This window comes from Formosa sp. F44 (assembly GCF_056238645.1).
Map to the genome: position 1 here is coordinate 392,197 of NZ_JBWDLJ010000001.1, position 22,652 is coordinate 414,848.

Sequence of the window (22,652 nt, forward strand, 5' to 3'; positions counted from 1 at the left end):
ATATATTTAGTGATTGTATTGGTCATGTTCCTTTATTTTATCAATATTCAAAATATCAAGTTTAGACAAAAGGAGTAATATAAATCTAAAATTATTGAAATTCAGAGTAAAAAACTATGAGTGACATAAAGAAAATAACAGCTAAATTAATTGAATTCAGAGATGAACGAGATTGGGAACAATTTCATAATCCTAAAGATTTAGCTTTAGCAATAAATATTGAAGCAGGTGAATTACTCGAAGAATTCTTATGGAAAAAACCAGAAGAGGCAAATAGAGAATCTGTTAAAGAAGAATTGGCAGATGTTCTTGCTTATGCTTTTTTACTTGCCAACAAATATAACTTTAATGTAGAAGAAATTGTATTAGAAAAAATAGAAAGTAATGGGAAGAAATACCCTATTGATAAAGCAAAAGGTACTGCTAAAAAGTATAATAAACTATGATTTCTAACTTTGATCTATCCATAGAAGTTTCTGAACGTTATGATTTCAACAAAAATGCCCTCAAAGAAATTAATCAAAATATTTGGGTGAAAAACCAATGGCCTTTAGTTTATTTTATACAAAATGAATCTAAACGAGTTGCTTATGTTGGTGAATCAACTAATTTTTCAAATAGAATTCAAAACCATCTAGCTAATCCTAAAAAAGCAAATGCTTTTAATCAAATATCAATAATTGGTTCTGATAAGTTTAATAAATCTGCTACACTTGATATCGAATCAAAATTAATCCAATACATTTCTTCCGAAGGCACTTATGAATTACAAAATGGAAATCACGGATTAATCAATCATAACTATTACCAACAAGATTTATATAAAAATCTTTTTAAAGATATTTGGAGTAAACTAGTCGAGAATAAAATAGTAAGTAAATCTCTCGAAGAAATTGAAAACTCTGAACTTTTTAAATATTCTCCTTACAAATCACTTAATGAAAATCAATATAATTCTGTTTTAGAAATTATTGAAGCTTTAATAGAAAAAAAGTCCAATAAAATATTCATTAAAGGTAGTGCAGGAACAGGGAAGACAATTTTGGCGACCTATTTAATTAAATTGCTTGGTTCTGATGTTTCCAACACTAATATGGACGATTTTAGTGACAATGAAATTCAAGAAATAAATCTAATTCGAGCATATAAAGAGAAATATCCTAAAGCAGAAATTGGATTTGTTGTTGCGATGAGTTCACTTCGGAAAACTTTACAGAATGTATTTAGAAAGATTCCAGATTTAAAATCATCAATGATTATTAGTCCTTCAGATACGTTTAAAAAAAAGTACGATTTATTAATTGTTGATGAAGCTCATCGTTTAAGACAGTATAAAAATATTGGATGGATGGGAGTTTTTAAAAAGAATAACCGAAAATTAGGTCTTGACGATACGGGAACAGAATTAGATTGGATAATAGCAAATAGTAAAAATCAAATATTCTTTTACGATTCAGCTCAATCTGTTAAGCCTTCAGATATTCCTTCACACCATTTTGATAAACTATTAAGCGAATCTAATACCATAGAGATAGAATTGAAATCTCAAATGCGTTCTAATGGCGGAAATGATTACATAACATTTGTAGATGATTTACTAAACGTTAAACGTGGAAATAAGAATTTCTATAGTCCAGAGAATTATGATATAGTTGTTTTCGATTCTATGAAAGATATGTATCAGCAATTATCTATTCAAGAAGAGAAATATAGTTTATGCAGATTAGTAGCTGGTTATTCATGGCCTTGGGCTTCTCAAAAAGATGATAATGCAATTGATATTGAAATAGATGGGGTTGAATTACAATGGAATAAAACAGATAAAGATTGGATAAATTCAGAGAATTCATTCAATGAGGTTGGGTGTATACATACAACGCAAGGGTATGACTTGAATTATACAGGTGTAATATTTGGGGAAGAAATATCATTTAACAACATTACAAATCAGATTGAAATTGATAAATCAAAGTATTTTGATAAAAATGGAAAAAGAGGATTAGATGATATAGAAGCACTCAAAGAATATATTATAAATATCTATAAAACCATAATGTATAGAGGTATAAGAGGTGTCTATATTTATGCTTGCGATAAGAATTTAAGAGCGTATTTTAAAGAGCATATTGCGACTTTTCAAACTGAAAGTAAATTAAGAATTTTACCTTTTACAGAAGTTAAGCCTTTCGTGAATGCAGTACCTGTGTTTGATATATATGCAGCGGCAGGTAATTTTAGTGAATTACAAGTCCAATCTGAATTTGAAAATTATAAGTGGGTGGAATTGCCTATAAATATTTCGACAAGGGAAGATTATTTTGTTTGTCAAATACTTGGAGAGTCCATGAATAAGAAAATTGATAATGGCTCTTGGTGCTTATTCAAGAAAGATCCAGGAGGCAGTAGAGAAGGTAAGATTGTTTTGGTTGAACATTACAATATTCAAGATTCTGATTTTGGAGCAGGTTATACCATCAAATCTTATCATAGTGAAAAAAATATTACAGATGAAAGTTGGGTTCATAAATCAATAATACTTAAACCTCTATCTTTTGATTCTACTTATGAAAATATTGTATTAGATAATACTGAAATAAACGAACTAAAAATTATTGGTGAATTTGTTATGGTATTAGATTTTTAAGTTCAAGTAATTAGTACAATATGAATATTAGATACTAATATACATGTTGTTTTAGTAAAAAAGCAAAAGGAGTCACAAGAACGACCATGAGTTTAGATTGTTTTAATAAATCTAACATTTAGAGATGTTTGGTTAAATTATTTCGCATCAAAACAACACATTATTTCCAATCTTAGAAGCGGTGATGGATTAAAAGTAACTGACGTTGGCTGTTTTGATAACTCAGGCCACTGCGTTTTGAAATTTTCGAATAGTTTTAAAATAAAAAAAATAGGGTACGAAAAAGAAGGGTTTACAATTAAGGAATCGAAGATTAATTACATATTACATTGGTATAACGAACAAATAGATAAAGAAATTCTAATTATTTTACCAGAACTCATTTTTACACGGACAGGTGGGCGAATAGTTTCATAATATTTATTGGCGCGAGACTTTCTTTTTGTATTCTGTACTTCGATAATTACTCTGTTATAAAATTACAATTGCCCGTTAGGTCTGCGAATAATTAAATTACCACCCCCTAAATCTTCCCCTGTAAACTGCTCCAACCACCACCATTAACCGCGGTGAACCCATTGGCTGTAAGTACTTTTTTTGCTTGTGCACTTCTTATACCGCTTGCACAACAGGTGATAATTGTTTTTGATTTATTCAGTTTAGAACACGCTGTAGACACATGGTTTAGAGGCATATTTTGAGCCCCCTTAATATGACCTTGCTGAAATTCCCCTGTGGTGCGGACATCGAGTATGATGGCACCGTCTTTAACTAGTTGAGCATAATCTACTTTTGGTCCGAAACCGAAAAGCTGTTTAAGTGAATTGAACATATATTTAATGTATTTACGATTAATAATAATTTACAATGCATCATGAGCAGGAATTACAACATGCAATACCTTGCCTTTCTTTGATTAGTTGAGTGGAATTTATATAATTCCGTGTGAGATTTTTGTTTTTTAAACCTATTAAATACTAATCCTATCAACAATGCACTATACAACGCACTGTTTCGTGGTCTGGAAATCATGGCACAACTACTACTTATATCCCACAACATGATAATACAAATAGCCTACAATGGTACCTAATAATAAACCGATTAGGGAGCGTTTGTGTTTCAAGTTACAAAGATGCGATATTGGTTTCGCTTTGGCTGTCACATTTGTTACACTGGTTATTTCGGTCGTTAACGTTCTAAGACATGCAATTTTTAATGAAAATTTATAACCTTAAACGCGTGTTGATATGCCTATTTTTATATCGGATTATTTAAGCTGATTGTACTTACTAAAAAACAAATCGACCTCTTCTTTAAAAATGTCTAACGGAATGCGATGCTCTAAATCGTTTCGAAGATGGATGGTGTATTCTGGGTGATGATTTATGGTTTTACTCAGGAATTGGAGTGTTTCTGCAGGATTCACCACCGTATCTGCTGTGCCTAGAACCACATGTTTTAAAGCGCTTTTGTGATGTGTTAGCTCTGGAATATTTTGGTGTACCGAGCGTTGTGCTAAAGCAGGGTTAAATAGTAATGCAGGACATTGAAACTGATTAGACACATAATAGCCCGCAAAACCACCCATACTGCTCCCTATAACCACGTGCATGTTGGACGTTTGATAGGTTGTAATGAGTTGGGCAATAGCATCTGGCTGGTTTTCGTAATCGATAGACGGCGCGTATACGGTGCCATAGTGTTCTAAAACCGATCGTTTTTCGGCGTTTAAACTGCTGTTGAGTCCGTGGATGTATAAAATGTTCATATGTGATGTATATTACAGTTAATTATTAAAAGGTAGACACAAATATGGACATAGACACTGACAAAACATGTCAGTCTAAAAATTATTTTAGTAAAAAGTGAATAGGATTAAATAGTGCCGAAACGGTAATTAGGCTTTGTATTTTTTATAGATGGCCTCTATTTTAGACTTTATATGTTCGCGATACCACATAGGCTCTAGGACTTCGACTTCGGAACTCATTTTTAGGATTTGAGTGTCAAACTCGTAATTCGGTCTAATCTCATAGCTAATTTTAATACCCTCTGGATTTTTGTCGTCTAAAATCACTTGAGAGTGGTGTAGGGGCAGGCTTTTTAAGTAGCGCATATGTTTTTGGTCGGTTTGAATAACTATGCGTTCTTTAGGCGTTTCGTTTATGCGGACGCCCACAATATCTTTAAATTTATCCAATTCCTCTTGAAAGTCCTTTTTTTGCACTGTGGTGAGTTCGCCTTGCTGGATTTCAGAAAGTCTATCGATTCCAAAAATCCGTAGTTCGGTGGTACCATCTATAACACCAATTACATACCAGCGCTTTAAATACTCTTTAACCATTAAGGGCGAGATGGTGTAGGCTTTTACGGTGTCTTTATAATAGTTGTAATGGGTAAACGATAGTTTACAAGCTTGTTTAATAGCTATTAAAATAGGCTGTAAATTTTCAATACCTTTTAATTCGGGGGTCTCATCAAAATGCACATACTCCATCAGTTTTTTGTCGCCTCTTAATCCATCGGAAAACAGTTCGGCTAGGCTTACCAATTCTAAAAACCTAAAAAAGGAGGGAATGTCTATACTCTCTTCTTTATTAATAAAATAGCCGTTATGTACTCTGTTGTAAGTGATTTCGATACCAAAATCGGTTCTTAGTTTTTTTAAATCGCGGTGAAACGTTCGGTAGGACACTACGAGATCGTATGTTTTTAGATAGTCGAAAATCTGATTTATGGAAGGGTAGTGCTTGTCTTTTATGAATTGCAGTATTTTAAGCGTGCGTTTGGATAAATGTGGATTATTCATTTGTACGTCAGTTATAAAGTTGATTGTAATTCACTCTCTTAAAAGTATAAATAAGATTTTAATCCGACAAGTATTGTTTTGTATTGCAATTTTAAAGATTTAAAAATTAATAATAAGATTTTCAATCGTCATGATTCGACGGTTTAGCGTGTTTTGGTGTGTAACCATTCAATATAAGAGGACCTACACATTTAAATAGAGCATATTAAAACAGATGTATTATAAAACAGTACTATTTAGTAGGCGTTTATACTTCTTAAAAAGACGGTGCTAACATGTTTTACAGCTTAAATGGATCTCAGTATATAATTTATTAAAGGCAAAAAAACATCACGCGTATTGGTGGGAGTAACATGTTGTTCATTGTTTATGTTTTTACTATATTACATTTTAAACAAACTAATACCTAACCTTTGAAATTAATTAAACTTTCTGTCTTATTTCTTCTATTACATGTTGTTATAAAACTTCAAGCCCAGGCTCAAGTTTTAGAGCATCCACCTATACAAGTATTTTCCCCTGTAGATTATGGTGCAGATAATCAAAATTGGTCTGTATCTCAGTCTAAAAGTAAAAATATTTACGTCGCTAATAATAAAGGTTTATTAGAGTTTAATGGCGCGAGTTGGGTTTTATATCCGTCTCCAAACAATACCATTATTAGATCGGTTAGCGTAGATGAACATAGCATTTACACCGGTAGTTATAAGGCGTTTGGATATTGGGAACCCAATCATTTAGGACGGTTAGAATATGTGCCATTATCTGCCAATTTGAATATTTCATTCTTAGAAGACGAAGATATATGGAACATAATCGCTATAGATGATTGGGTGTTATTTCAATCTTTAAATCGGATTTACATATACAATACAACCGATGCTTCAGTGTCTATTATAAATTCGGATACCATAATTTATAAAATGATAAAGGTGAACAACAGTGTTTACTTTCAGCGCGTAAATGATGGGGTTTACGAAATTGTAAAAGGTGAGTCTAAGTTAATATCGGATCATCCTATTTTAAAACAAAATTTATTGGTTAATATTTTTAATCAAGACGGGAACATATTGTTTCAAACAGAAGATAAAGGGTTTTATACATTTAAAGGAAGTGGTGATTTAATAAAATGGGATATACCTTCGGACGCTACCTTGTCTAATGTTAGGATTTATAGAAGTCTAAAACTGAAAGATAATAGTTTTTTGCTGGGAAGTATTTCGAAAGGAATTTATCATTTAAACGCCTCGGGAGAGATTATTCAACATTTAAATCAGAAGAATGGATTAAGTAATAATACCATACTTTCTGTGTTTGAAGATGCGGATCTTAATATTTGGCTGGGCTTAGAAAATGGTATAAACTGCGTTAATATTGATTCTCCTTTTACTATTTATAACGACATTACTGGAGAGTTAGGGGCTGTAAATACGTCTGTTTTACACCATGGTTTTTTGTATTTAGGAACAAATCAAGGATTGTTTTACAAAGAATTGGGTGTAGATACTAGCTATCGGTTTATTGAAGGTATGCAAGGTGCCACGTGGTGTTTAACCAAAATAGGGGAGACTTTATTTTGTGGTCATGATTCCGGGACGTTTGAGATTACAAAAAACACAAGCAAACGTATTGCAGATGTAAAAGGGACTTGGATTGTTAAACCCATAGGTCATGATTTAATATTACAAGGAAATTATAGTGGTTTGTATGTGCTTGAGAAGCAAAACGGACAGTGGCAATTAAGAAATAAAATAGACGGTTTTAACGTGTCTAGTCGGTTTATAGAATTTATAAATCCGAATCAGGTTTTTGTGAACCACGAGTATAAAGGCGTGTTTAAAATTACATTGGATTCTAATTTAACTAAAGCCACAGAAATAATTAAGGACCCATCTATAGAACAAGGCTTAAATTCGAGTCTTGTTACATACAATAACAAGTTGCTATTTACCAATAAACGCGGTGTTTACGATTATGATTTTCAGCAACATAAATTTGTACAAGACTCTGTATTGAGTGCGTTTTTTACCGAAGAAGAATACTCTTCAGGTAAATTAATAGTCGATAACACAAATCAAAGACTATGGTCGTTTTCTAAATCCGGGATTACCTACATGACACCGGGTAAATTAAGTGATCTACCACAGGTTGAAAAAATCTCGCTTCCAAGTTTTGTGAGACATGATATTCCTGGTTACGAAAATATAACACATTTATTTAAAAATAAATACTTGTATGGCAATGCGCTTGGTTACATGATTATAGATTTAGATAAGTTAGAGCATAAACCCTTTAAAATACATTTAAATACTATTTCGAACACCACTTCTAAGAATAATGATACCATTCATTTATACGATAAAAACACCTTTGTCACTTTTAAAAATAAAGAAAATAATATTGAATTCCGTTATAATATACCGGAGTACAAGAAATATTTAGTCCCTGAATTTCAATATAAATTAGACGGTATTTACGATGCTTGGAGCCCGTGGTTTAAAACATCGTCTGTTTTGTTTGAAAATCTACCTTTTGGCGAATACACCTTTCAGGTGAGAGCGCGAATAGGAAAAACTGTTTCAGAAAATACAGAAACGTATAGTTTTGCCATTAATAGACCTTGGTATTTATCAAATGTCATGATTGCCAGTTATGTGCTATTGGTTTTACTGTTTTCATTGTTAATGCATAACATCTATAAACGCCATTATAAAAAACAACGTGAAAAATTACTACAAGATAATCAACGTGAACTCGTTTTAAAAGACTTGGAAAATAAGCAAAACCTTATGCGATTCAATAACGATAAGTTGCGTCAAGATATAGAAACTAAAAATAAAGAGTTGGGGATGTCTACCATGACATTAATTAAAAAGAATGAATTGTTGAGTAGTTTAAAAAGTGAACTACTAAAGGTTGAAACCACGGGAAATATAAAACCGGTCATTAAAATTATTGATAGTAATATTAATAATACAGACGATTGGCAAGTTTTTGAAGAAGCCTTTAATAATGCAGATAAAGACTTTTTAAAGAAAATAAAATCGATACATCCAGAACTCACATCAAACGATTTAAGACTCTGTGCATATTTGCGTTTAAATCTATCATCTAAGGAAATTGCACCACTATTAAATATTTCGCCACGAAGTGTGGAAGTTAAACGGTATCGTTTGCGTAAAAAAATGAATTTACCTCACGAATCTAACCTTACCGATTACATTTTAGAGATGTAATAACCAATACAATCTACAAAATCACCCATACATTACCACAACATCTACTGTAATTCGCTTTTTATTAGTGGGTTATAGTATTTTAATAAAACCTTGGGAAAACGCCGTGTAATTGATGTTTTGTTAAATAAATACGGGTTTTTTTGTCATGTATGTTTTTTGTTGCGGTGTTATTTAGTAATATCTTAATCATAAACGCTAGTTTTACTTTAAACAAAAAAACTAATTTTTATGAGACACACGTTATTTAAAATTTTAACCTTGTTCTTTATAACATTTGCTAGTGCACAGCATATAGATGTGTCAGGAACTGTTCAAGATGAAACTGGTTTTCCTATTCCAGGTGCTAACATCATAATTAAAGATACAAGTAAAGGAACCACTACAGATTTTGATGGTCACTTTACTTTAAACGCGGTTGAAATTGGTTCGACAATTTCTGTGAGTTATATAGGATATATAACTAAGGAGGTAGTGATTTCTAGTAGCGACGAATTAACCATTCAGTTGCAAGAAGATCTAGCACAGCTAGATGAGGTTATTGTAGTGGGTTACGGAACACAAAAGAAGAAAGACGTAACTGGTGCTGTAGCCATTGTAAATTCTGAAACTATTGAGGCATTAAGACCAGTTGATGCGGCTCAGGCTTTACAAGGAACTTCGGCAGGGGTTTCGGTAACTGCTCCTTCGGGTTCTCCAGGTGGAGGATTTAATATTTTAATTCGTGGTGTAAGTTCTAATGGAGATAATGGGCCATTAGTTATTATAGATGGTTATAAAGGGGATTTAAATTCTATAAACCCTAGCGATATCGAAACGTTTTCAATATTAAAAGATGCGCAAGCTGCCATATATGGTATTGAAGGTGCGAATGGTGTTGTGTTAGTAACTACAAAATCGGGTAAGCGTAATGCTAAAGCAAGAATTAACTACGATGTGTATTCAGGTTTTCAAGAAACGACTCGCGAATTACCGTATTTAAATGCCACAGAATATGCGTTAATTTTAAACGAAAGTTATGCGGCTAATGGGCAAGCCTTACCGTTTTCAAATGTTAGTGATTTAGGTACGGGTGTAGATTGGCAAGATCAAATATTTAATTCTGCTCCAATTACAAGTCATAATCTATCTGCTGCAGGTGGTGGAGAAAAAAGCACCTATTATTTCGGAGGATCTATTTTAGAGCAGGATGGTATTGTCGCTAGCGATAAGTCAAATTACACAAGAGCAAATGCGAAAATTAAATTAGCGTTCGATGTATTCGATAAACTAAAAGTCACCACTTCGGCAAACTACTTTAATAATAATAGAAAAACCATTGGAGAGAATGCATTAGGAACTCCTTTATTTAATGCGTTAAACTATGCACCAACGTATAGCATAGATCAGCAAGATACTTCAGGATTTTTAGGAAACGAAGTGGTAAATCCCATTTCTCAAATAGCGAATACCTATAATAAATATTCAGGAAGTTCTATAGAAGGAACCTTTCAGTTAGAGTATAAACCTATTGACGGATTAACCATAACGTCTCGTATTGGTGTAAAATCTTATAACGATAACGCCAAGGTATTTTCTCCTATAGTTAATTACGGATCAGGTAAAGTATTTAATACCGATAGAAGTACGGTCACTCAGACTAAAAACACAAACAACTCCTATACTTGGGATACGTTTGCAAATTACGAAAACACCTTTGGAGAAAACCATAATACGTCATTTACATTAGGTACCACGGCGCAACGTGCATGGGGAGATAATTTAAATGCCACAGGTTTTGATGTGCCAAATAACTCTTGGGAGTTTGCAGATATATCTTTAGCGAACGGATTAAGTGAAGCCAAGTCAACTAGCTCTTACATTTACGATTCTAGATTGTCGTCTTATTTTGCAAGAGTACAATACGATTATAAAAGCAAGTATTTAATTTCAGGTATGATTCGTCGTGATGGGGCTTCAGATTTTTCTACAGACAATAGAATTGATTACTTCTCTTCAGCAACGGCAGGTTGGAAAATTTCGGACGAAGATTTCTTAAAAGATTCTAACACCATTGATTTTTTAAAGCTAAGAGCCAGTTATGGGGTGTTAGGAAATAATAATAACGGACAAGATTTATACCGATCGTTATTAACAGGTGAAGCGACTTATGTGTTCGACGGATCTTTAGTAACAGGAACAGCTAACGGAAGAATTCCAAATCCGGATGCGACATGGGAAACAGCCGAGAAATTAGATATTGGTTTGGATATTAATTTATTTAATAACAAACTAGAAGTTGTAGCCGATTATTTCGTTGAAGACCGAAACGATTTACTTATCCAGGACTTTCCAGTATCTGGTATTTTAGGAGGAGGTGCTCCAGGAGCAGGGTTACCAACTGTAAATGCAGGAACATCTAGAAATAAAGGGGTCGAGCTTTTCTTAAATTATAAACAAGCTGTTAACGATAATTTTTCTTTTGGTGTAAGTTATAACGTTACTCATATTAATAACGAAGTGATATCTGTAAGTAATGGTGTTGTTTCTGAAGGTGGCTCATTTGGTGTCGGACAACCTTTTATTTCTAGAATGGAAGAGGGACAGCCTTTAGGGTATTTCTACGGACTTAAAACCGATGGGATTTTTCAAAACCAAGCAGAAGTTAATGCACATCCTTCGCAATCTGGTTTAGGCGCAACTGCTTCTCCAGGAGATATCCGTTTTGTAGATGTTAACGGTGACGGAGAAATTACTCTAGATGATAGAACGTATTTAGGTAAACCTCAACCAGATTATATCATGGGATTAAATTTAAATTTCGAATATAGAAACTTCGATTTTAGTAGTTATATGTATGCCGAATTAGGCAAAGAAACTGTTCGTAATTACGAGCGTGACCAACCTAATGTAAACAGACTGAATTTGTATTTAGACAGATGGACCGGAGAAGGAACTAGTAATTCAGTACCAAGAGCAACAACAGGAGCAACTTCAAACAAATTATTCTCTGACTTTTATGTTGAAGATTCTGCGTTCTTAAGAATTCAGAATATACAATTAGGATATTCCTTATCAGACCAAGTGATTGATAAATTAGGGATTAGTAAATTCAGATTATATGTTTCTGTAAATAATGCATTTACACTTACAAAATATAACGGATACGACCCCGCTGCAACTAATGGTGATGCCATAGGTGGCGGAGTAGACTATGGTTTCTACCCAATTTCTAGACAATTCTTATTAGGCTTAAACCTATCCATCTAAAAAAAAAGCAATATGAAAAAATATATAAACAAAATATCAGCAGGATTAGTTGCATGTCTATGTGTCTTTGCAATTCATTCTTGTAGCGATACTTACTTAGAAGAAGTCGATCGCTATAGTATCGATTCAGAAAGTTATTTCAATTCTGAAGACGATTATTATAATGCCTTAGTTGGTGCTTACGATTTATTACAATCTACATATTTAAACGTCATCTTAGGTGAAATCGCTTCAGATAATACCGTTGCAGGAGGAGAAAGTGCGACCGATGTTGTGTCTTGGCAACAAGTAGATAAAATGATACATACACCTGTAAATAGTGAATTAAAAAATCTATGGGATTGGATGTATGCTGGAGTGAATAGAGCTAATTTTATTTTAGAATTTCAAGATAAAACCGACTTCGACGGTAAAGAAATTATTCTTGGAGAAACACGTTTTTTACGAGCGTATTACTATTTCGAGCTGGTAAAATGGTTCGGACCAGTGCCCTTAAAAGAAACAAGATTCGAATTCGGAGACGAAACGGTTTTACCACGTGCTCCAATAACAGATGTGTATGCTTTAATTGAAGCCGATTTAAATTATGCTATTGAACACTTAAATTATACCGCACCACAAACAGGTAGAGCGACAAAAGGATCTGCACAAGCGCTTTTAGGAAAAGCGTATTTATACCAAGAAAAATTCTCGGAAGCGACTAGCGTTTTAGATAATCTTATAGCAAACGGACCTTATCAATTAGTAAGTGACTACGATAGCATTTTTGAAACAGACGGCGAAAATAATAGTGAATCTGTTTTCGAGGTGCAATATTCAGATGCCGAAGGCGCAGGATTCGAATGTTTAGTATGTAGTGAAGGAAATGTAGCTGTTGGTTTCAACGGAATTAGAAATTATACAGGACCTGTATTCGATTCAGGATTCAGTTTTAATTTACCAACGCAAGAAGTTGTAGACGAATTTGAAGACGGTGACTTACGTAAAGATGTTGCTATTCTGGATATCGTGGCGTGGGCCGCTACTAACAATGCCACATACGGAGAAGGTAATGAGCATACAGGCTATTACAACAGAAAATACATTGCTAGAAAAGGAGATTTAAATACAGGAGATCAAAACCTAACAAATCCCAACAACTACAGAGCTATTCGCTTTGCAGACGTGTTATTAATGGCTGCCGAAGCTTATAACCGTGGTGGCATTAGCGATGTAAAAGCACAAGAATATTTAAATAGAGTACGAGCAAGAGCTTTCGGTACAGCAAACGATGTTAAAGCAACAGGAGCAACACTTACCGATGCTATTGCACACGAAAGACGTGTAGAACTTGTTGGAGAAGGTCATCGTTTTTTCGATTTAGTAAGAACAGGTAGAGGTTCGGAAATAGACGGGTTTACAACAGGTAAAAACGAGGTATTTCCTATTCCAATCGAAGAAATTCAATTTTCTAATGGAAACTGGGAGCAAAATGCAAACTATTAAAACTAACACACTATGATGAAATTTATAAAATACGCATTCAGTTTAGCGGTTATTGCCCTTATAGCAATTGCGTGTACTGAAGACGATAATACCGATTACGTAAAGGATATTGCAGCGCCTACAAATGTATCCGCTTCAATTAGCGTAACGCAAGACAATACGGGCTTAGTAACTATTACGCCTATAGCAGAAGGCGCTGTGAGTTACGATGTCAGTTTTGGAGATGGTTCAGAAAACCAAGTTAATATTACCCCAGGAAAAGGTGCTTCGCATGTTTACAAAGAAGGTGTGTACGAGGCTACCATAACTGCAGTGTCTTTAAATGGTTTAACAACAGCGGCCACGCAGAGTGTTGTGGTGTCGTTTAAAACGCCTGAGAATTTAGTCGTGACTATTGAAAATGATGCGGCTATTTCTAAGCAAGTCAATCTGTCTGCAACAGCAGATTTTGCAACTGGTTTTGAAGTGTATTTCGGGGAAAATCCAAGTGAAGAACCGGTGCCTTTAAATGTAGATGAAACGATTTCGTATCAGTATCAAGACGCCGGAACGTATACTATAAAAGTGGTGGCTATGAGTGCTGCGGCAGAAACTACAGAATATTCTGAAGCCTTTGAAGTAACGGCAATTCTTCAACCTTTAGAGGCTGCTCCAGTACCAATTAGAGCACAAGGTGATGTGATTTCAATTTACAGTGATTCTTATACTAATCCGGAATCTATAGATTACAACCCAAATTGGGGACAAACTACCACCTATACAGAAATTCAGGTTGGAGGAAATAATACCATTCAATATGGAGATATTACGTATCAAGGTATCGATTTTAGTGGCGCTCCTATTAATGCCTCAGCAATGGAATTTATTCATATTGATGTATGGACAGCCGAAGCAGATTTTAATGCCTTATTATTTCCTATTACGGCAGCAGCAGACGGAACGACAAGTGAAACGCCTTACAACCTAGAATTAAAACAAGACCAATGGACCTCTTTCGATATTCCGCTTACTGCATTTACCGATGCAAATGGTTCATTAGATTTTTCAAATACCATACAATTTAAATTAGAAGGTGTGCCATCTGGAAGCGGTACACTATTTATCGACAATGTATTCTTTTATAAAGTGCCTTCAGGAATTGATACAGGTTTGGTTGGAACATGGAAAATGTCTTCTGCAGCAGGTGCATTAGGTGTTGGTCCAGCGGTAGGTGATATTACATGGTGGAATTGTGATGACGCTTGTGTTATAGATCGTGCTTGTTATTACGATGATACGTATGTGTTTAGCGAAGACGGAACATTTAAAAATGTAATGGGAGATGCTACTTGGGTAGAGGCTTGGCAAGGTGTTTCTGATGGTTGTGGAACGCCAATTGCACCACACGATGGATCTAATCCAGCAAGTTACACGTATAATGAAAGCACAAATGAAATTACTATTAATGGTAAAGGTGCCTTTATAGGACTAGCAAAAGCTACGAATGAAGGTGAGTTAACAGATGCTTCCGAAACACCAAATTCCGTAACATATAAAGCCACTTTCTCAGATCCAAATACGATACAAGTGAGTATTGAAACCGGTACAGGTTCAGGTACATTCTGGCAGTTTACTCTAGTTAGAGAGGGCGTAGTAAGCTCGCCGCTAACAGGAACTTGGCAACTGTCTACCGATGCAGGTTCTTTGGGCGTTGGCCCTAGTATAGGTGATGTATCTTGGTGGAATTGCGACGATGCATGTGTTACAGAACGGGCATGTTTTTACGATGATGTTTATGTGTTTGGAGCAGATGGCTCATTTAAAAATGAGTTTGGAGGATCGACTTGGTTAGAATCTTGGCAAGGTGGTACTGATGGTTGCGGAACACCTATTGCGCCATTCGACGGTTCTATTGCAGCAACCTATATGTATAACGATGGTGTATTAACCCTAGATGGTAAGGGATCATTCATTGGATTGGCAAAAGCAAATAACGAAGGTGAACTTTCGGATGCCGCTAATGCACCCGATTCTATTACTTACAACGTGACGTTTATAGATAACAATACACTACGTGTTACTGTAGAAACGGGAACAGGATCAGGAACATTCTGGCAATATAAATTGGTAAGAATATAAAAACTAAAAATTATGAAGAACATAAAATATTATATAGGACTTTTTCTTTCGTTTGCCTTTTTGCTTACAAGTTGCCAAGAAGACGATGTGTCCATAGGTGAAATTATGGCGCCATCTGCAGTGACTATATCTGCAGAAATACTAGGCGTAGATGCAGATAATCCTTACGGTGATGGGAGCGGTATTGTCGTTTTTACATCTACAGCAAATAACGAAATCACTTATCAATTCGATTTTGGAGATGGAAAAACAGGTGTTGCGCCGTCTGGTGTAACCGAACACCGTTTTACAACTACCGGTATTAATACTTATACTGTAGTGGTTAATGCTGTTGGAACTGGAGGTATTAAATCCAGTACCGCTATGGAGGTAGAGGTGTTTAGCTCGTTCTCTGATGTCGATGCAGAAAACTTAATGGCAGGAGAACTGGTAGGGGACTCTAAAACTTGGTATTGGGCAGCGAATATACCTTTACATGTAGGTTTAGGACCTATTGAAGACGATTATGGAAATGGTGAGTTTGCTTATGAAGCATGGTGGAATGCCATTCAACCTTGGGATGAAGAGAAATATTGTATGTATACGAATGAATTTGTATTTACACGTACAAGTGAGGGATTAACTTTTGAACAAACTGTAGGACCTGCTTTTGTTCCTGGTGCTTATGCCGACGAACTTGGTATAGATGGAGATACATGTCACGACGAAACTGTAGCGACAGGAATGTTTGGTGTTAAAAACGTGTCTTTTTTACCATCGACTTCTAAGGCCGCTTTAGAAGGAAGTTATAAAGATATGCCTTATAGAGGAACCGCTTTCGAAATATCTGATGGTGGATTTATGGGCTGGTACGTTGGAGCGAGTAGCTACGATATTATTTCAGTAACAGAAAACACATTACATGTTAGAATCATTCAGCCAGGATTTGGAGCGTGGTACCAAGTGTTTACGTCGAGTAAACCTGTTGAAGGTGAAGTTGATTTTGAATCCGAATTTAATGACTTAGTATGGTCAGATGAATTTGATACCGATGGCGCACCAGACGCTACAAACTGGATCTACGATTTAGGTGCAGGCGGTTGGGGAAACCAGGAAGTACAAACCTATACAGACGATGCTAGTAATGTTATTGTGGAAGATGGTATACTAAAGATTACAGCCATAAAAGACGGAAATGCATATACATCTTCAAGACTTAAATCTGAGGGGCTAAAAGCGTTTAAATACGGTCGTATCGAAGCCAAAGCAAAACTACCTGGTGCTCAAGGTACGTGGCCAGCGATTTGGATGCTAGGTTCTAATTTTGAAACCGTGGGGTGGCCCTTGTGTGGAGAAATAGATATCATGGAACAAACTGGATGGGATAAAAACACCTCACTAGGAACTTTCCATTGGTTTGAATCGAGCACAAATGCGAATGCGAGTTACGGCGAAACGTTAGCAGTAAGTGAAATGACATCGGAATTCCATTTGTATACATTAGAATGGACTGCGGAACACTTAATAATTCTAGTCGATAATATTCAAGTGGTAAAATTAGACAATAATGCCGATTTACCATTTTATGATAAAGAATTCTTTATGATTTTAAATGTGGCTATGGGCGGTAGTTTAGGAGGAGATATTGATCCAGACTTTACTAGTGATTCCATGGAAATAGATTACGTAAGAGTTTACCAATAATATTGTTTGTAGTTTGTTTTTTTAAGGGGCAGTTAGCTTAATCACACTGCCCTTTACAAACAAAACAAGCATATGCCAAAAACAAAATTTTAACCTAAAAAAGTGGTCTTTAATAAGCAGTACAATGCTGGGGATTTTAAAAGGCTATATGGTGTTTAAATTTTTAAATAATACCAATATAATTCAAGATTAATGAAAAATACAATGCATAAAGAATCTAAGACAAGCAATAGTTTTAATACTACTAATTCCGACAAAAAACTAGTCACTCTTAATGGCGAAACATTTTATAAAATTTCGAATAGCGATAGCATGCGTCCGTTTTTTATGAGCATTGTTAGCGATTCCAACCATTGGATGTTTATTTCAAGTAATGGCGGATTAACTGCAGGACGTAAAAATGCAGAATCGGCGTTATTTCCGTATTATACCGATGATAAGATCACGGAGTTAGCCGATATAACGGGAAGTAAAACCATCTTTCAAATCCATATAAAAGGGCAATCTATTATTTGGGAACCGTTTTCGGAAAGACAAACGGGATTATATAAAATCTCAAGACATGTTTATAAGAATAGCTATGGAAATAAAGTGGTATTCGAAGAGGTAAATCACGATTTAAAATTAACCTTTAAGTACGAGTGGAATTCTAGCAATCAATTCGGATTTGTGAAGAAATCTACACTAGAAAATCATTCAAAAAACACCATTAAAGTTACGGTTTTAGACGGCCTTCAAAACCTATTGCCATCTGGAGTGACTTCAGCATTACAAAATAGCAGTAGTAATTTAGTAGATGCATATAAGAAAAGCGAATTGCAAACCGAAGTTGGTTTAGGAATTTTTGCATTAAGTGCAGTTATTGTCGATAAGGCCGAACCTAGCGAAGCTTTAAAAGCCAATATTGTATGGTCTTCTGGGATTAGTAATGCAACACATTTATTGTCTTCAAGACAATTAAATGCCTTTAGAACACACCAAACAATTACGGAAGAAATAGATGTTAAAGCCGAAAAAGGAGCTTACTTTATTTCATCTGATTTAGTTTTAGAATCCAATACATCAGAAAACTGGATGTTTGTTGCCAATGTAAATCAAACCATCTCAGATGTCGTTAAAGTTTCTGAACTTTTAAAACAAGAACCAAACATCACAAGTATTATTCAAGAGGATATCGATGCCGGTACAAAACGTTTAATTGCATTGTCGGGGGCGGCTGATGGGTTACAAGTTACTGCAGACCCACTTATTAACATGAGACATTTTTCTAACACGCTTTTTAATATTATGCGTGGTGGAATTTTCGATGATAATTATCAGATAGAGAAAGCCGATTTTATTATATATCTGTCCAAAGCAAATAAACATGTTTTCAAACAAAACGAAAGCATTATAAACGAATTACCAGATGTATTTATACTAGACGACATAAAAAGTATAGCAGAATCAAGTAACGATCGGGATTTTAAACGCCTATGTTTAGAATATTTACCACTTAAATTTAGTAGAAGACATGGAGATCCAAGCAGGCCTTGGAATAAATTTTCTATAAACACGCAAAGTGAAGTAGACGGTTCTAAAATATTAGATTACGAAGGGAACTGGCGAGATATCTTCCAGAATTGGGAAGCTTTAGCACATGCGTATCCAGAGTTTATTGAGGGCATGATTCATAAATTCTTAAATGCCACGACGTTCGAAGGCTATAACCCTTATCGTGTGAATAAAGATGGTTTTGATTGGGAAGTGATTGAAGAAGACGATCCATGGTCTTACATCGGGTATTGGGGAGATCACCAAATTATTTATCTCCTTAAATTCTTAGAATTTAGCGAAGATTATTATCCAGGAACTTTAGCAAAACGCTTCAATCAGGATGTGTTTGTATATGCTAACGTACCTTATAAAATCAAGTCGTATTCAGATATTTTAAACAACCCGAAAGACACTATAGATTTCGATTATAAATTAAATACTGCGATAGACGAAAAACGTGCCGAATTAGGTGCAGATGGCGCTTTATTAGTAGACCAAAACGCGACCATTTATCGTGTTAATTTAATAGAGAAATTACTAGCTACCGTATTAGCAAAGGTGTCTAATTTTATTCCTGAAGGTGGTATTTGGTTAAATACACAACGCCCAGAATGGAACGATGCCAATAATGCTTTGGTAGGAAATGGTGTATCTATGGTTACGTTATATTACTTAAGACGTTTTCTAGACTTCTTTAAGGATTTAGTAGAGAAATCTGATGTAGAGCATACAGACATTTCTGAGGAGTTAGTCACGTTTTTCAAAGCCGTCGTGTCAACTTTAGAAGACAATAAAAGCATTCTTGCAGAGGGTGTTTCAGATAGAAATAGAAAAACCGTATTAGACGGTTTAGGAACTGCAGGAAGTGTGTATAGAGAAACCATTTATAACTCTAGTTTTTCTAGTCAGAAAGCTTCAGTGACAAAATCAGAGTTACTAAATTTTATTACGATTACAACTACATATTTAGAACATAGTATCGATGCCAATAAACGCGAAGATAATATGTATCATGCTTATAACTTAATGACGATTAAAAACGAGGATGAAGTATCTATTTCATACTTGTCGGAAATGTTAGAAGGTCAAGTTGCTGTGTTAAGTTCTAAGTATCTTTCGGCAATTCAAGGCTTAAGTTTATTAGATAGTTTAAAGCACAGTGCGTTGTTTAGAGCAGATCAATACAGTTACATTTTATATCCAAACAAAGACTTACCTCGATTTGATCAAAAAAATAATATTCCATCAGAAAATGTAGAACAATCTAATTTATTGAGAACCTTAGTTCAAGATGGAAACAGACAGGTTATAGAACAAGATTTCTTAGGAAATTATCATTTTAATGGTGGTTTTAATAATGCAAAAAGTTTAGATGTTGCATTAGCAGAGTTAGATGAAAAATATAGAACATTAGTAGAAGAAGATAGAGTATTAGTATTACAAATATTCGAGGATATTTTCGATCATAAATCCTTTACTGGGCGTTCAGGAACCTTCTTTGGTTACGAAGGTTTAGGATCTATATACTGGCATATGGTTTCTAAATTATTACTAGCGGTACAGGAAAATTGCTTATTGGCTATTAAACTCCAAGAATCGGATGAAATTATCGGTCGTCTTTTAGATCATTATTACGAAATCAATGCCGGTATAGGCGTACATAAATCACCCGAATTATATGGTGCCTTCCCAACAGATCCGTACTCGCATACACCAGCAACCAAAGGCGCACAACAACCAGGAATGACTGGGCAAGTTAAAGAAGATGTATTAAGTAGAGCAGGAGAATTAGGGGTGTCTGTAGAAGCGGGTAAAATTGTGTTTAATCCACGGTTATTACAAACTAAAGAGTTTTTACAAGCAGCAGCATCGTTTAGTATAACTACTATTCAGAAAGAAAGTCAAACTATCGCACTTCAAGAAGGTGAATTAGGTTTTACATATTGTCAGGTGCCTGTGATTTATAAAATTTCTGAACACCAAGGAGTGGAGGTTTTTTACAACGATAATTCTCACATTCAATTTAAAGATATCAGTTTAAATAAGGAGGTCTCTACATCTATTTTTAAGAGAAGTGGCTTAATAAATAGAATCATAGTTTCAATTAATAAATAGATGAATAGGATAAAACAAATTTTAGTGGTTGCTAGTTTTGTGCTTTTTGCAGAGTACTCGAATGCTCAAATAGGAGACGTTATTTGGGAAGATAATTTTGATAATCTGGATAATTGGACCAAAAATACTGGAAACGGTTCTTGGGGATGGGGAAATGGTGAATTAGAATTTTATCGGCCAGATAATGTAACTATCGGGGCTATTCCAGGTGAATCAGGGAATAACGGTGTGCATATTGTTGCAAAACGGGAATCAGGTCCTGGTATTAATGATATTTGGGGTAATCCATTACAGTATACTTCCGGGAAAATTGATACCAAAGCGCGAGTATCTGTTAAATATGGTGTTATCGAGGCAAGAGTAAAAGTGCCAAACTTAGATTTAGGCGGATGGCCAGCAGTTTGGTTATTAGGAACATCGAATTATACATGGCCACAAAAAGGTGAAATCGATATGATGGAAATGGGGCACCAAAAAGTGTTTCGAGATTTACATGATACACATAATGGTGGAAACGGATTAAAAAACTCGACAGTTAATCAGGTTGTTGGAGCAAATGCTATCTTTTATTCCGATGCCGCATTGGTGCCAGATAATCCTACGGGAGCAGCAAGTATTGCATGGGATCCTAACGATGAATATTGTAGACCTTATTACAATCACGATCTGCCACTTAACGATAGATTTATTATTTACAGAACATATTGGGACGAAAACAGCCTGAGATTTACTGTTATTGATGAAGGTATAGAATACGATTTGTACACAGAACCTTTTACTATAGATGACGAGTCGGAGGAATTCCAACAACCGTTTTACTTGATCGCAAATTTGGCTATTGGAGGTGCTTTTACCGATGCCTATAATCTTGGTGATCCTGGAACAGGTAGCCCTGTTTCAATGGGATTTCCAGCAGACATGTATATCGATTATATAAAAGTTTCCGAATGGAATGGACAAGGCGAAGTGGTTACAGGTCCGCCTATAGCGAAATCGGGAAAGTTTGGTGTTTTTACAGATAAAACAGAGGTTAACGATGGTTTAGTTGCGGGAGAAAGTTCTGAAATATATGTTTGGGAATCTACACTTATAGATGGGTCAATTCCACCTTATGAAGGTGAAAACGGCATCACATGGACCACGACAGGAAAGGGATGGTTTGGTGCTGGAATTTTATCTGTTCAACCTGTCAATTTATTAGATTTCGGTGAAGGAAACTTGAAATTTAAAATTAAAATACCTGCTCATGTCTCTTTCAAAATTGGAATTGTCGACGCTTGGGGAAATCAGAATTATGTTAGTTTTCCTGCGCATCAAACCACTTTTGGTTTGACAAGAAATGGGGAATGGGGACAGGCTACTATTCCGATTTCAGACATTCGAGGAGAATTTATAGACCTAAGGATGTTAAGTTACGAATTCGTGATTTTAGAAGATAGTGGTGCTTCTGCAGAATTTGCCTTAGATGATATTTATTGGGAGGAAAGCACTGTATTAAGTATTAAAGATGTTGACCTTATAGAGGTTAGTGTATTTCCTAATCCAACACAAGAAAATTGGACGTTTAGAATAAAAATTGAAACTATAGAATCTATTCAATTATATGACATTTTAGGGAAACATGTTATGACAATTACTCAACCTTCAAATGAAGTTAAGCTTGATGCTTCTCCGTTTAGTCGTGGACTTTATTTTGCTAAAATTAAAACATCTAAGGGGGTTCGTATCGTGAAATTACTTAAAGAATAAGCTCTAAAATTAAGGTCAATTAAAT

At 34.9% G+C, this 22,652-nt stretch carries 12 protein-coding genes; 9 read left to right on the plus strand and 3 right to left on the minus strand.

Going from position 1 to position 22,652, the window contains the following annotated elements:
* Positions 1-116 precede the first annotated feature (116 nt).
* Together AC0UBM_RS01540 and AC0UBM_RS01545 are read left to right on the plus strand one after the other, a co-directional pair.
* A complete protein-coding gene (locus AC0UBM_RS01540) occupies positions 117-446 on the plus strand; it encodes a nucleotide pyrophosphohydrolase (RefSeq protein ID WP_414034906.1) in 330 nt (109 codons plus the stop codon).
* Complete coding sequence (locus AC0UBM_RS01545; protein ID WP_475687366.1) at positions 443-2,644, plus strand: DNA/RNA helicase domain-containing protein; 2,202 nt, start codon at positions 443-445, stop codon at positions 2,642-2,644. Before AC0UBM_RS01540 ends, AC0UBM_RS01545 begins: the two co-directional genes overlap by 4 nt.
* Positions 2,645-3,167: 523 nt before the next feature.
* Here the strand turns inward: AC0UBM_RS01545 and AC0UBM_RS01550 are convergent.
* The 3 genes from AC0UBM_RS01550 to AC0UBM_RS01560 all read right to left on the minus strand — a co-directional run bounded on the left by AC0UBM_RS01550 (position 3,168) and on the right by AC0UBM_RS01560 (position 5,456).
* Positions 3,168-3,476 carry a rhodanese-like domain-containing protein gene (locus tag AC0UBM_RS01550; RefSeq protein ID WP_475687367.1) on the minus strand — a complete coding sequence of 103 codons (309 nt, stop codon included), beginning with the start codon at positions 3,474-3,476 and terminating at the stop codon, positions 3,168-3,170.
* Positions 3,477-3,914: 438 nt separating this feature from the next.
* Entirely contained in the window at positions 3,915-4,415 is a 501-nt protein-coding gene (locus tag AC0UBM_RS01555) for a YqiA/YcfP family alpha/beta fold hydrolase (protein ID WP_475687368.1), read from the minus strand.
* A 129-nt stretch (positions 4,416-4,544) separates the two neighbouring features.
* On the minus strand, positions 4,545-5,456 hold the full coding sequence (locus AC0UBM_RS01560) for a helix-turn-helix transcriptional regulator (protein ID WP_475687369.1): 912 nt from the start codon (positions 5,454-5,456) through the stop codon (positions 4,545-4,547).
* A gap of 413 nt (positions 5,457-5,869) precedes the next feature.
* Between AC0UBM_RS01560 and AC0UBM_RS01565 the strand changes: the two genes are divergently transcribed.
* The 7 genes from AC0UBM_RS01565 to AC0UBM_RS01595 all read left to right on the plus strand — a co-directional run bounded on the left by AC0UBM_RS01565 (position 5,870) and on the right by AC0UBM_RS01595 (position 22,627).
* Complete coding sequence (locus AC0UBM_RS01565; protein ID WP_475687370.1) at positions 5,870-8,692, plus strand: helix-turn-helix and ligand-binding sensor domain-containing protein; 2,823 nt, start codon at positions 5,870-5,872, stop codon at positions 8,690-8,692.
* Positions 8,693-8,923: 231 nt separating this feature from the next.
* The gene (locus tag AC0UBM_RS01570) at positions 8,924-11,941 is read left to right on the plus strand and encodes a SusC/RagA family TonB-linked outer membrane protein (RefSeq protein ID WP_475687371.1); all 3,018 of its coding nucleotides are present in this window, start codon (positions 8,924-8,926) and stop codon (positions 11,939-11,941) included.
* A 12-nt stretch (positions 11,942-11,953) separates the two neighbouring features.
* Positions 11,954-13,426, plus strand: a complete 1,473-nt coding sequence (locus tag AC0UBM_RS01575; protein ID WP_475687372.1) for a RagB/SusD family nutrient uptake outer membrane protein — start codon at positions 11,954-11,956, stop codon at positions 13,424-13,426.
* Positions 13,427-13,438: 12 nt separating this feature from the next.
* Positions 13,439-15,544: a hypothetical protein gene (locus AC0UBM_RS01580; protein ID WP_475687373.1), complete on the plus strand. Its 2,106-nt coding sequence runs from the start codon at positions 13,439-13,441 to the stop codon at positions 15,542-15,544.
* A gap of 12 nt (positions 15,545-15,556) precedes the next feature.
* Positions 15,557-17,227 (plus strand): glycoside hydrolase family 16 protein, encoded by a 1,671-nt coding sequence (locus AC0UBM_RS01585; protein WP_475687374.1) that lies wholly within the window; start codon positions 15,557-15,559, stop codon positions 17,225-17,227.
* Positions 17,228-17,419: 192 nt separating this feature from the next.
* Complete coding sequence (locus AC0UBM_RS01590) at positions 17,420-20,878, plus strand: hypothetical protein (RefSeq protein WP_475687375.1); 3,459 nt, start codon at positions 17,420-17,422, stop codon at positions 20,876-20,878.
* Entirely contained in the window at positions 20,879-22,627 is a 1,749-nt protein-coding gene (locus AC0UBM_RS01595; RefSeq protein ID WP_475687376.1) for a T9SS type A sorting domain-containing protein, read from the plus strand.
* Positions 22,628-22,652 lie beyond the last annotated feature (25 nt).